The 13059-nt window shown below is 68.1% G+C and carries 9 protein-coding genes; 7 read left to right on the forward strand and 2 right to left on the reverse strand.

What is annotated here, in order from left to right; translation table 11 throughout:
- The first annotated feature begins 8 nt into the window (after positions 1-8).
- The 5 genes from AC1VV3_RS18560 to AC1VV3_RS18580 all read left to right on the forward strand — a co-directional run bounded on the left by AC1VV3_RS18560 (position 9) and on the right by AC1VV3_RS18580 (position 5459).
- Positions 9-599 (forward strand): Csu type fimbrial protein, encoded by a 591-nt coding sequence (locus tag AC1VV3_RS18560; protein ID WP_431567675.1) that lies wholly within the window; start codon positions 9-11, stop codon positions 597-599.
- 42 nt (positions 600-641) lie between these two features.
- On the forward strand, positions 642-1409 hold the full coding sequence (locus AC1VV3_RS18565) for a fimbrial biogenesis chaperone (protein WP_431567676.1): 768 nt from the start codon (positions 642-644) through the stop codon (positions 1407-1409).
- 73 nt (positions 1410-1482) lie between these two features.
- Positions 1483-3873 (forward strand): fimbria/pilus outer membrane usher protein, encoded by a 2391-nt coding sequence (locus tag AC1VV3_RS18570; protein ID WP_482962103.1) that lies wholly within the window; start codon positions 1483-1485, stop codon positions 3871-3873.
- Complete coding sequence (locus AC1VV3_RS18575; protein ID WP_431567678.1) at positions 3861-4904, forward strand: Csu type fimbrial protein; 1044 nt, start codon at positions 3861-3863, stop codon at positions 4902-4904. The genes AC1VV3_RS18570 and AC1VV3_RS18575 overlap by 13 nt, the downstream gene beginning before the upstream one ends.
- Positions 4905-4982: 78 nt before the next feature.
- The gene (locus tag AC1VV3_RS18580; protein ID WP_465127061.1) at positions 4983-5459 is read left to right on the forward strand and encodes a hypothetical protein; all 477 of its coding nucleotides are present in this window, start codon (positions 4983-4985) and stop codon (positions 5457-5459) included.
- Here the strand turns inward: AC1VV3_RS18580 and AC1VV3_RS18585 are convergent.
- A complete protein-coding gene (locus AC1VV3_RS18585) occupies positions 5385-6500 on the reverse strand; it encodes an acyltransferase family protein (RefSeq protein ID WP_465127062.1) in 1116 nt (371 codons plus the stop codon). The genes AC1VV3_RS18580 and AC1VV3_RS18585 overlap by 75 nt on opposite strands.
- Before the next feature lie 4 nt (positions 6501-6504).
- On the reverse strand, positions 6505-7986 hold the full coding sequence (locus AC1VV3_RS18590; protein WP_431567681.1) for a hypothetical protein: 1482 nt from the start codon (positions 7984-7986) through the stop codon (positions 6505-6507).
- A gap of 169 nt (positions 7987-8155) precedes the next feature.
- Between AC1VV3_RS18590 and AC1VV3_RS18595 the strand changes: the two genes are divergently transcribed.
- Entirely contained in the window at positions 8156-9121 is a 966-nt protein-coding gene (locus AC1VV3_RS18595; protein WP_431567682.1) for a DUF4424 domain-containing protein, read from the forward strand.
- 186 nt (positions 9122-9307) lie between these two features.
- The gene (locus AC1VV3_RS18600; RefSeq protein ID WP_431567683.1) at positions 9308-13054 is read left to right on the forward strand and encodes a PAS domain S-box protein; all 3747 of its coding nucleotides are present in this window, start codon (positions 9308-9310) and stop codon (positions 13052-13054) included.
- Positions 13055-13059 lie beyond the last annotated feature (5 nt).

A 13059-nucleotide genomic window follows, 5' to 3' on the forward strand; every position in this document is an offset into this window, starting at 1 on the left:
AAATCGTCATGCCCTCCGACCGCCCTGCCGCGGCGGGAAGGCGTTCTGCGCCTGCCTTTCCCGCCTCCAGCCTCGCTCTTGCTGCCGGCGTCCTCGCGGCCTGGGCCACGTTTGGCGCCGCCGGCGCAAGGGCGGCCACGACGGCGACATTCGACGTCACCGCCACGGTCACGCCGGGTTGCCTGGTCGACGGGCTTGGCTCCAGCGGCAATGCGGGACGGGTCGGCACGCTGGACTTCGGCACGGTCTCCACCTTTTCCACCCAGCAAAGGACGGCCACCACCACCACCGGCCAGGCCATCCGGCTGCGCTGCACGCCGGGCGTAAACCTCATCATGACCATCGACGGCGGCACCCATGCCGCCTCGGGCCAGCGCAACCTTCAGCGCACCGGCGCGACCACCGCGCGCATTCCCTATGCGCTCTGCCGCGATGCGGCCTGCACCCTGCCGATCGTGGCCGGCACGGCCTACGGCAACAGCATCGGTTCGACCAACAGCGAGGACGTGCGCCTTCCCATCTTTGCCGCGCTGACACCCTCCGGAACCATGCCGCCCGGAACCTATACCGACACCCTGATCGTCACGTTGACATGGTGACCAGCGCCCCCTTTTCGCCCCGCCACCTCCGAGGAGCCACCGATGAAGGCCGCCGTTCTGTCGCTTAAACTCGCCCTCGGTGCCGCGATTGCCTCCAGCGCCCTGGTGCCGGTTGCCGGACCGGCGCTGGCCCAGTCGGCCGGCTCGCTGCTGCTCTGGCCGGTCAGCCCGGTGATCGAGGGCGACCAGCCTGCGGCCGCACTCTGGCTCGAAAATCCGGGCAAGGCGCCCATTACGCTGCAAGTCCGCGTCTATGCCTGGGCCCAGAAGAACGGTGAGAACGTCTATGCGGCCCAGAACGATATCCTGGGCACTCCGCCGATCCTCACCATAGCGGCGGGGGAGCGACAACTGGTGCGCCTCACCCGCCTCGTGCCGCCGCCGGGCGTGCCCGAAAAGCCTTACCGCGTCGTGGTGGACCAGATCCCCACGGCCGATGCGCAGACCACGCCGGGCGCGGCGGTCACATTCCGCATGCGCTATTCGTTGCCGCTGTTTTCCTATGCCAGGCCCGAGGATGCCCGCAAGAAGGCGCCGGCTCCGCCGCCCCGCCTGGCCTGGCGCCCGGTATCCGAGGCGGGCGGCCGGTTCCTAGAGATCCGCAACAGCGGCGGCGGCCATGCCCGCCTGAGCGGCGTGGCCTTTTCGGGTAACGGCAAGCGCTCGAGCCTCAACGAGGGGCTGTTCGGCTACGTCCTGCCCGGCGCGACGATGCGCTGGCCGCTGCCCGAAGGCGTCGACGCCGCCGGAGACCTGGAGGCGACCCTCAACGGCAAGGCGATGGCCCGCATCGAACGGCTGCCGGAATGACCGGCACATGACGACAGGACCGGAATGAGCCGGAATGCCGGGAGCCTTACCGGATCGATCGCGCCCGGCCTGGATGTCGCGGACCGGCGGCATTCCCGCGATCACCGCGCTGGCGGGGCTCGTCCTGGCGCCGGAGTGCCTGGCTGCCCCCGCCCCGGCGATCGCCAGCGCGGCGCCCGGTCTTGACGTCTTCACCGAGCTTCCCCCGCCGCCCGAGCGGGTCGACTTCGACGCCGAGCAAAGGCTGGAATTGGAACTGCTGGTCAACGGCATGGACAGCGGCGTGGTGGCCTCGCTCATCAAGGCAGGGCCGCGTTTCCTGGTGCGGGCGGAAGACCTGTGCCGGGCCGGAATGGTGCTGCCCGTCACCGAGGAACGGCTCTACCTCGACAGTCTCGATGGCGTTGTTGCGGACTATGACGCGGGGCGCCAGCAGCTTCATCTCACCGTCCTGCCGAAGTACCTGCCGGCCCAGCGGATCGGCACGGAGCAAAGCGGCTTTCGCCCGGCCATGCGCGACATGGGCGCCCTGCTCAACTACGACGCTTATGCCACCGGCGGCGGCGGCATCGGTTTCCAGGCCTCGCTGTGGCACGAGGCGCGGATATTCGGACCCGCCGGCATCTTCTCCAGCACGGGTGCCCTGCGCGTCGGCGGCGGGCCAGCCGCGCAAAGCCCCTACATGCGCTACGACACATATTGGCGCTGGTCGGACGAGCGCAGCATGACCACCGTGGAAGCGGGCGACGTTATCACCCGATCGCTGTCCTGGGCGCCCGCGGTTCGGCTCGGCGGCGCGCAAGTGTCCCGCGACTTCTCGGTCCGGCCCGACATCATCACCTATCCGCTGCCTGAGTTCGCGGGCAATGCCGCCTTGCCCTCGACCGTGGACCTGGTGGTCAACGGCCAGCGGATCGCCGGCAGCCGCGTCAATCCCGGACCTTTCGCGCTCGACACCCTGCCACCGATCTCCGGCAGCGGGCTGGCCAACCTGATCGTCACCGACGTTCATGGCCGCAGCGTGGTGACCTCCGTTCCGTTCTACGTCAGCAGCACCCTGCTGCGCGCCGGCTTCACCGACTATTCCATCGCTGCCGGAGCCTTTCGGCGCAATTACGGCCTGCGCAGCTTCGACTATGGCGCACTGGCCGGCAGCGCCTATGCCCGCCACGGCCTGACAAGCGGACTGACGCTGGAAATGCGCGCCGAGACGACGCGGGACATGCATGTGCTCGGTGCCGGGGGCGTGGCGCGGATCGGCAATCTCGGCATCGTCAGCGCCTCCTACAGCCGCAGCTTCGGCGCACGCGCGGGCGGGGAACTGGCAGTCGGCTATGAATATCAGGCGCGGACGTTCTCACTCGGGCTGCGCCATACCCGGCATGACCGCGGCTACACCGATCTGGGCCGCCTGGAACGCGAGGACGAAGGCTGGGAACGCCAGACGGCGGCCACGGCCAGCCTCGCCCTGGGCAGCACCGGCACCCTGGGCGTGGGCGTCTTCGACTTGCGCCAGGAGAATGCCCGCAATGCCCGCTTCGCCAACCTCTCCTGGACGCTTCCGCTCTGGGGTCAGAGCCGCATCTACGCCACGGTCTCACGAGAATTCTCGGGCGGAGACGGCGAGCGGCGGAGCTGGTCGGGCGCATTGACCCTGACAGTGCCGCTCGGCACCGGCTCCGTCAGCGGCGGCCTGACGCGGGACGATCGCGGCAGGACCGGGCTGCGGGCGGACTACACGCGGCCGGTGCCCACGGACGGTGGGTTCGGCTGGAACGCCAGCGCCTACCGCGACTCCGGCGACAGCCCTTATCTGCGCGGCGACGCGGCCTGGCGCACGCAGCCCATCCAGCTTCGCGCGGGCGCTTATGGACAGCCGCACGGCGGCGCGGGGGGCATGACCGGGTGGTTCGGCGCCAGTGGCGCGCTCGTCTTCATGGACGGCGGCCTGTTCGCCGCGAACCGCGTGACCGACGCTTTCGCCCTCGTTTCCACCAATGGCGAGGCCGGCATCCCCGTCCGCTACGAAAACCAGGTCATCGGCGAGACCGACCGCAACGGGCAACTCCTCGTTCCCGCCGCAAGCGCCTGGTATCCGGCGCATTATGACATCGACACGCTCGCCCTGCCCCCCAGCGTCCAGGCCGACCGGGTGAGCCAGCGCGTGGCGGTGGCGGCGGGCAGCGGCTACGTGGTGCGCTTCCCGGTGGCGCGCGTCGCCGCCGCGCGCGCGGTGATCGTCGATGCAGCGGGGCAGCCGCTTCCCGCAGGAACGCCGGTCACGCTGAACCATGCGGCCAGAACCTACGTCGGGTGGGACGGCATGCTCTATCTCGAGAACGTCGCCCCGGAAAACGCGCTGGAAGTTGCCCTTCCCGAAGACGCGAGCTGCCGCGTCCAGTTCAGCGCCGGTCCGCCCCGCGATGACATCCTCGACCTGGGAACCCTGACATGTCGGCCCTGATAGCACGCCTGCTCCCTGACCCTCTTGGCCGCCGACCTGCGAGCCGGTTCCTGGCCGCGCTCGCGCTGTTCCTCGCGCTCGCTCTCACACCGCAGCGGGCCGCCGCCTGCACCGTATCCGCCGCCAGCACCAACCTCGGCAGCGTCAGTTCCTACAGCGTGGCCAGCACTGCCCAGCAGGGGAGCGGTTCGTCCGGACTGCAATGCGATGTCGCGCTGGCCCTGCTGGCGACCCACTACGTCGCCTTGCGCGTCGACGCCTCGACATTCCTGTTGACCGGGCCGAGCGGCCAGACGATCCCCTTCGTCGCCTCATTGGCGCAGAACGGCACGCCGCTGACCATCGGCAACTTGCAGAACCTGTCTTCGACAACGCTGCTCAGCCTCTTCAGCGGGACCAACAATTCGATCCCGATCTACTTCCGCACCACCGCGACATCCGCGCTCAGGGCCGGAACCTACACGGGGTTCCTCGATGTGCGCTGGTTCTATTCGGTCTGCACGCTGGGGGTGGCGGTCTGTCTGGCCTACGATTCCAGCCCCGGTTTCGTGCGGCCGCTACTCGGCACGCCCACGAATTGGGGGACGGGCACGGCCGTGCGGATTTCCATCACCCTGGTCGTTCAGAACGACTGCATCATCACCGCGCCCACTGCCGCTTTCGGCTCGGCGCCGCTGGTGGGGAGCTTCAATCCCATCACGCGGACGATCCTGATCCGCTGCAGTGCCGGCACGGCCTACACGGTCGGCCTGGACGATGGCAGCAACGCGGCCAGCGGCCTACGCCGCATGCGTGCGGGCACCACCGCCAACTACCTCCAGTACGAAATCTACAAGACCGCCAGTTCCACCGACCGCTGGGGCGCGACCGGCTCCGCTCGCCGCAGCAGCGCCTCGGCAGACAGCAATGCCGGGACTTACGATTCGCTGACCTCGCAAGGCTATACCTACCGCGCGGCCCTCCTGCCGGGCCAGGTCACGCCGCCTGCCGGAGCCTATAGCGACACGATCCGCATCGATGTGGCCTTCTAATCGTCCGGGTCGGCGACTTGGCTTTTCCGTCGCGATACGATATAGTTGCATCAGGCATTCTTGGGAGAGGAGCCTTTCATGACGATCCTGACCATTCTTGGGCAAGCGATCCTGGAAATCACCGTCAGCGCCCTGCTCGTGACGGCGGCTACGGTGCTCTGCGTCAAGGCCGCGCTGCGCATGCATCACCCGATGGCGGCCGGACTGGGCCTCTCGGCGCTACTGGTCGCCGTGCTGGTACTGGGCGTGGGCAGAGGGAGCCTCTGGGCCACCATACTGACCTTCGGATGTGTCGCAGTGGCGGGCCTGCTGTTCTGGGCCACGAGCGGAACTGCCCGCGCCGAAAGCGTGAAGACGCGGCCCGTCGGTCAGGCGAAGTGGCACTATCCCGCGCTGGTCGCCCGCATCGGCGAGGAACGGGATCCCACGCCTGCAGAACTGCGTGCACTGCTGCAAAGGGTCCGGTCGGAAGCCGAGCCCTCAGCGCGCGGGCGGCGGAGCGGATACCGCCGGATCAAGCGCATCGCGCGGCTGGCCACGCGCAAGCCCGGCTGAGCGCCGCGACCGCAGATATTGCAGCAAGGGCTTCTCTATGCCGTAATGGCATGCAAGACCGCACGCGGTGGCTCCAGCCAGCAGGAACAGGTAGCAGGCCGCGAGGTTCTCGGCGGGATCCGGTCCGGCGCGAAGCCATATCTGCCAGGCCACCCCGATCCCCAGAAGGTGGAAGAGGTAAAGGCTGTAGGAGGCGTCGCCCAGCGCCGTGAGCACCCCCGGAACGCTTACAGGCTTGGCCGCCTGCCCTTCCCAGCCCGCCAGCCCGGCAATCAGCAGGGCCGAGGGAACGCCGTAGGCTAGGCGGGCCAAACTGCCATAGCCGTCCATCCGCCCGGTTGCTTCCAGCATCCCGACCACCACCAGGAGCAGGGCCGAAACCGCCGCGAGGCGGCGGCCATGGCTGAGGCGGCCGGAGGCGACGGCAGCAGCGGCCATCATGCCGAACAGGAACTGCAGATTGAACACGCTGGTCAGGCGCGGAACGTCCAGTCCGCTCGGAACGAGCCCGCAGAACTGACTTATCCCCCAGCCCAGCCAGAGCGCCAGACAGCACAGGCCGAGCCGCCGATTGAGGATCAGCAACGCGAAGGCGCCGTAGAACAGCATCTCGTGCTGAAGCGTCCAGGCAACGCCCAGCAAGGGGTCTTGAACCGTCGGCAGGAGACTGGCCGAAAGCGCCACGCCTGCCGCGGTCACTTCGTCCGCATGACGGGGAAGCATGAGCGCGATGGTCGCTGCCAGCGCCACCCAATAGATCGGCATGAGCCGGGCAAAGCGCTGCCAGACATAGCGTCGCAGGGCCTGCGGACGCCCGATGTCCGCCCGGTGAACGTGGAGGATGATGAAGCCGGAGAGCACGAAGAACAGGTCCACCCCGGCATGGCCCGGCTGGGTCAGGCGCGTGATCGCGGACGCGTCCACGGCCTTACCGAGATGGCGCGCGGCATGGTAGGCCACGACCGCAAGGGCCGCCAACCCGCGCAGCGCCTGGATGCTCCAGAGCTTGCGGGGCGCCTGGCCGGCAGGAGAACCCGTCATGCGGTCACCGCGGGTTACGCGGCGGGATCACGGCGATCCAGCCATCGCCAAGCCGCCGGAAGTCCATGCCTTCCACCGCGAAGCCGGACTGGCGCAAATGCGCCGCCACCGCGCCCGCATCGAACTGACGCTTGCTGTCATGCTCGCCCCAGAACACGGTCGGGCATTCCTGCCCCATCGTTCGCGATCCAGCAGGCGCCAGCGCGAAACCGAAGGACTGCGCTATATAGCGATAGGCGAACGGCACGACTTGCGCGTTGTCGCGCGGCTTCATCGCCATGACTTCGGCATTCCAGAACGGGTCGGTATGCACGACGGTGCCGGGGCAGAGCGCGACCTCGCGCGCTATCGCCCGCCCGGTATTCAGCCAGCTGATCCGCTCCACCGCCAGCGGCACGTTCTGGAACAGGGCCCAGACCGTCGCCGCCAGTCCCGAGACGAGCGCCAGCGAACGCCAGTGCGGCGCAAGCCCTTCCAGTAACCTCCCGCCCGCCAGCCCCATGCCCACGCAAAGGGCCGCAACCAGCGCCATGAGATATTTCTCGACCAGGATCGGCCGCAGGAGGTGGAGGACCACCAGGCCGCCAGCGGCCAGAACCACCCCTGCCGCGAGGAGCGCCAGCGCGCCCGCCTCGCTGCGCGGTCTCTTCAGGACCAGCACGTCCCGGGCGAGCAATCCGGCCCCGGCAAGCGCGCCGACCAGCACCAACGGGTTCGCTTCCAGTGTCCGCAGCAACGCCCATTCGACCGACCAGCGGGCGGAATCGAACCCCGGCTCGATCCAGAACACCGCCGTATTGGCAAGCCAGACCGGCAGCTGGACCGCGGTCACGACTGCAAAGACCAGCCCTCCCGCCACGACCGGCGCGCCGACCGCGCGCACTTCAGCCCCCTTGCGCCGCAGCGCGGCCACGAAAAGGAACGGCAGGGCGATCGCGGCGCAGGCCAGCGAGGTGATGATATGGGTGTTGAACGCCAGCAGCGCGGCGGCCCAGAATGCCGTCTGGCGACCCTTCCCGCCCGCCGCGCCGGTCAACCGGATCGCGCAGAGGCCCAGGGCGAACACGGTCCCCGCGCAAAGCGAGAGGAAGTAGGAGCGCAGCTCGCTGCCCGCGATCAATGCCCAGGGATTGGCAGCGAGCGCCAGCGTCGTCACCGTGGCGGCCGGTGCGAGCCGGGGAACATCGCGCACGATGACGGCTGCCCCTGCCAGAGCCAGCGCGCCGAGCGCGACGTTGAGCAGGCGGTGCTGCGCAATCGACCCCAGCCACGATGTCGCCCGGGCCAGGATGTAGTAAAGCGGCGGATGATTGTCCGCCATCCAGCTCTCGCGCAGCGCGGTGATCCAGGACAGGCCGGGACGCGTCACGAACTGGGTGTAGAACTCGTCGTACCACGGCCCGCGTTGCAGGCAGGTCCAGACGAGCGCAAGGCCCAGCAGCAGCACCGCGGCGAATACCACTATCCGGTCAGACCAACGCGCCAAGAAACAAGCTCCGCAAAGTCGCGTCCCGACAAGGTCGCTGCAACGGCGTGTAGCGCGGCTTGGCGAATGAAGCGTTAACTCTGCCCGCCGCGCCCACGGAACGGTCCTGGCATGGCAGCGGCATCGCAAGCGATTGAAACCAGGGCACTGGGCGGGTTAGGACCGGTTCATGTGGAGAACGTCCTATGCCGCCGTCGCGGCCCTCTTTTCCGTCCTTCCGGGCGCGGCGCTGGCCAACGATTCCTCTGCGCAGCTTGCTGCCGGCGGGCTGGTCCTGACCAAAAGCGATGCCATCGAGATGCGCACCGAGGACCTGGAAATCTCGCGGTCGGCCGTCAAGGTGCGCTACACGTTCGTCAATACCAGCGGCAAGGACGTGGTCAGCCGCGTGGCTTTCCCCCTGCCGGCCGTGGGCGGCCGCGCCTTCTTCGAGGTGGACATCGCGATCCCGGTGGACTCGCCCGACAACTTCCTGGGCTTCCGGACAAAGGTGGACGGCAAGCCGGTGGCCATGGAGATCGAACAGAAGGCCATGGTCGGCAAGGTCGACCGCGCCGCCTGGCTGCGCGCCCATGCGGTGCCGCTGGCGCCTCATCTTGGCCCCGCGCAGGAGGCAGTGGACCGCCTTGCCCCCTCCGCACGCGCGGAAGCCGAGCGGCTTGGCCTTGTCGATGCCGACGGCTATCCCGCCTGGACGCTGGAAACGACCTACCACTGGATGCAGCGCTTTCCCGCCGGCGTGCCCGTCGTCGTCGAGCATCGCTACCAGCCCTCGGTGGGCGGTACGGTCGGCACCTTGCTCGGCAGCGATCCAGAGCCGCAGGCCTTGCGGAACTATTGCATAGAGCCAGCGCTGCTCGCCACCTTGCGCCGGGCGGAGGCGGCGAAAATCATCTACTCGGAGGCCTGGCTGGAATACATCCTGGTGACGGCCGGGAACTGGAAGAAACCGATCGGCCGCTTTCGCCTGGTGGTCGACAAGGAGCGCCCCGAGGATCTCGTCAGCTTCTGCGGAGCAGGCGTGCGCAAGATCGGTGCGACCCGTTTCGAGATGACGAAGACGGACTGGCGGCCGGAACGCGACCTCTCGATCCTTTTCCTGCAACGCCGCACCGGCGATCAGGCTTCGGAGTAAGACGCTAAAAAGGCGAAAAACGTCGCCTCTTGCGCCCCTTGCGGGAACCGGCAACATTTCCGGGAGTTCTGCATTTCGCCGTGTCCCGACTGCGGATAGGCTAAAGCCTTGGCGGGGCCGGGCGCACTCGGGGTCGCGCGCCTATGGGTGGGGCACGGGCGGGTGGGCGCACAGGAGGTGGGGTCGATGAAACACGGCGAGTACGAGGCCGAAGGGTTCCTGTCCCACGGCGGAGATCTCGCACGCCGTATCGCCGCGCATGACTGGAGCGCGACGGCGCTTGGCCCGATCGCCGGCTGGCAAGCCAGCCTGAAGCAGACCGTGGGCTTCATGCTGCCTTCCCCCGTGCCGCTGGTCCTGCTCTGGGGCGAGAGCGGCGTCATGATCTACAACGATGCCTATTCCCACTTCGCCGGCGCGCGGGACAGCCGCCTGCTCGGTTCGAACGTGCGTGACGGCTGGGAGGAAGTGGCGGACTTCAACGACAACGTCATGAAAGTGGGCCTCTCCGGCGGCACGCTCAGCTATCGCGACCATGTGCTGACCCTGCACCGCCACGGGCGCCCGGAGGAGGTCTGGCTCAACCTCGACTATTCCCCCGTCCCCGGCGACGACGGCGTCCCGGCGGGCGTGATCGCGGTCGTGGTGGAAACGACCGAGGCCCATGCCGCACGCCAGGCCTTGCAGCAGAGCGAGACCCGCTTGCGCTTCCTCGACGATCTGGGCCGGGCCGTGCGCGACAGCCGCGATGCCGACCAGATCCTGGCGACCACGACACGCATGACCGCCCAGCATCTGGGGCTGTCCAACTGCGCCTATGCCGACATGGACCGCGACGGCGACGGCTTCACCATTCGCGGCGACTGGCACGCGGCCGGTTCGCCATCCATCGTCGGCCACTACAGCCTTGCCGATTTCGGCGTGCGCGCGGTGCAGGACCTCAATGCCGGGCGGCCGCTCATCATCGCCGACAACCGCCGCGAACTCGCGCCCGAGGAAGCGGAGACATTCGAGAATATCGGCATTGCCGCCACGGTCTGCATGCCGCTGGTGAAACAGGGCCACCTGATCGCGCTAATGGCGATCCACGACCGCAAGCCGCACGACTGGAGCGACTACGAACTCGGCGTCATTCGCGAAGTGACCGAAAGGTCGTGGGCGCACGTCCAGCGCGTGGGCGCGGAGGGGCAACTGCGCGAACGGGAAGTGTTCAACCGCCAGATCCTGGACAGCGCGATAGACTACGGCATCGTTGCCACCGATCCCGATGGCCGCATCACCCTGTGGAACGCGGGCGCTGCCGCCATGCTCGGCTGGAGCGAGCAGGAAATGCTGGGCCAACCGATGGCCACGTTCTTCACCCCCGAGGACCGCGCACTCGGCCGTCCCGCAGCGAAGCGCAAGGAAGCGCTGGAGACCGGCCGCGCCCATGATGCACGCTGGCACTTGCGCAAATCGGGAGAGCGGTTCTGGGGCCTCAGCGAAATGACCCCGCTGCGCGGCCCCGCCGACGAGGCGATCGGCTTCGTCAAGCTCATGCGCGACCGGACGCCCGAACACCGTGCCCGCCAGGCGCTGGAGGAGAGCGAAGAACGGCTCCGCCGCGCGCAGCGCGCGGGCGGGGTGGGTCTCTTCGCCATCGACATCGCGGCCAACAAGATCGACGGCACCGAGGAATTCTGGCGCATCTTCGGTATCGATCCCAGCACCCAGCCGGGCGGATCGCCGCCGACCGAGCTGATCGAGGGCCTGGTCGTCCCGGAAGACCGGTACCTCGTATCCACCTGGATCCGGCGCCAGCAGGGAGCGACCCAGCTCGACGTGGAATACCGGGTCCACCGCGCCGACACCGACGAAGAGCGGGTGATCGCCCGCAAGGCCGAGTTCGAGTTCGACAGCGAGGGCCGCCCTGCCCGCATGATCGGCGTGGTGCAGGACGTCACCGACCGCCGCCGCATCCAGCGCGCGCTCGAAAAGAGCGAGGCGCAGTTCAGCACGCTGGCGCAGAACATGCCCAACCAGGTCTGGACCGCGCGGGCGGACGGCCAGATCGACTGGTTCAACGAGCGTGTCTACGCCTATACCGGACGTACCCGCGAAAGCCTGGGCAACGATGGCTGGAACGCGGTGCTCCACCCTGACGACCGGGAGGATGCCCGGACGAAATGGGCCCACTCGGTAAAGACCGGCGAAGTTTTCGAGACCGAGTTCCGGCTGCTCGACGCGCAGGAAGGCTATCGCTGGCACCTATCCCGCGCGCTGCCGCTCGTCGATGCCCAGGGCGAGACCACGGCCTGGATCGGCACCAATACCGAGATCGAGGCCCAGAAGCAGGCCGAGGCCGCCTTTGCGCAGGATCGCGACCGGCTCTGGTCGATCAGCCGCGACCTCATGCTGGTCTGCGACCATGCCGGCCTGATCACGGCGGTCAACCCTTCCGCCGAGAGGCTGCTGGGCTGGCATGAGGGCGAGATGCTGGGCCGCCGGATCGCCGCTTTCGTCCATCCCGACGACCGCGCCGTCACCGCCTCGGCTCTGACGCGGCTGGCCAGCAGTTCGGGCCTGTTCAATCCGGACCCTGATGAAGGGGAAGCGGACCAGGGAGGACCGGGCGCGGGCGAAGCTGGCGGATCGGACCGGGCCTCCGCCGGGATGCTCGCTTTCGAAAACCGTCATCGCACCCGCGGCGGCGACTACCGCCTGATTGCCTGGACCGCCGTGCCGGACGGCGGCCGCATTCACGCCGTGGGCCGCGATGTCACCGAACAGCGCGCCATGGAAGATGCGCTTCGCCAGAGCCAGAAGATGGAGGCGGTCGGCCAGTTGACCGGGGGCATTGCCCATGATTTCAACAACCTGCTCCAGGGCATCACCGGCAGCCTGGACATGATGCACAACCGCCTGGCGCAAGGGCGTACCGGCGATCTCGAACGCTGGCTGCAAGGCGCCAAGGCCTCCGCCGAGCGCGCCGCCTCGCTGACGCACCGTCTTCTCGCGTTCTCGCGCCGCCAGCCGTTGGACCCGCGCCCGGTCCGCGCGAACCCGCTGATCGCCTCGATGGAGGACATGCTGCGGCGGACGCTGGGAGAGCACATCAAGCTGGAGTTCGGGCTTTCCGAAGGGCTCTGGCAGACCCGCTGCGATCCCAACCAGCTCGAAAGCGCGATCCTCAACCTGGTCATCAATGCCCGCGATGCCATGCCGGACGGCGGCAAGCTGACCATCGAGACGTGCAACGCCCATTTCGACGACCAATCCGTCGTCCAGCAGCGCGACCTGCGGCCCGGGCAATATGTCTGCATCGCCATCAGCGATACCGGCGTGGGCATGACGCGCGAAGTGAGCGACCGGGCCTTCGAACCGTTCTTCACCACCAAGCCGATGGGACAGGGAACCGGGCTCGGCCTCTCGATGATCTACGGCTTTGCACGGCAGTCCGAAGGCTATGCCCGGATCTATTCCGAGGAAGGCATGGGCACCAGCGTCAAGCTCTTCCTGCCACGCCATCGCGGCGTCGAAGAAGCGGACGAGCATGCCGGGCATGCGGGCCACCTGCCCGCAGCGGTCGAAGGCGAAGTCGTGCTGGTGGTCGAGGACGAGGCCGTGGTGCGCGGCCTCATCATAGAAGTGCTGGACGAACTCGGCTACAAGGCCATCGAGGCGGCGGACGGGCCCTCCGGCCTGGAAATACTGCAATCCGACCAGCGCATCGACCTGCTCATCACCGACATCGGCCTGCCCGGCCTGAATGGCCGCCAGGTCGCCGATGGCGGCCGCTCCGCGCGGCCCGGCCTGAAAGTGCTGTTCATGACCGGCTATGCCGAGAACGCCGCGCTTGCCGCCGGATTTCTGGAACCGGGCATGGCCATGATAACAAAGCCCTTCGCCATGGATGCACTGGCGAAGCGGATACGCGAAAGCATCGAGGATTGACGCAA

This window comes from Novosphingobium sp. BL-S-34 (assembly GCF_056857015.1).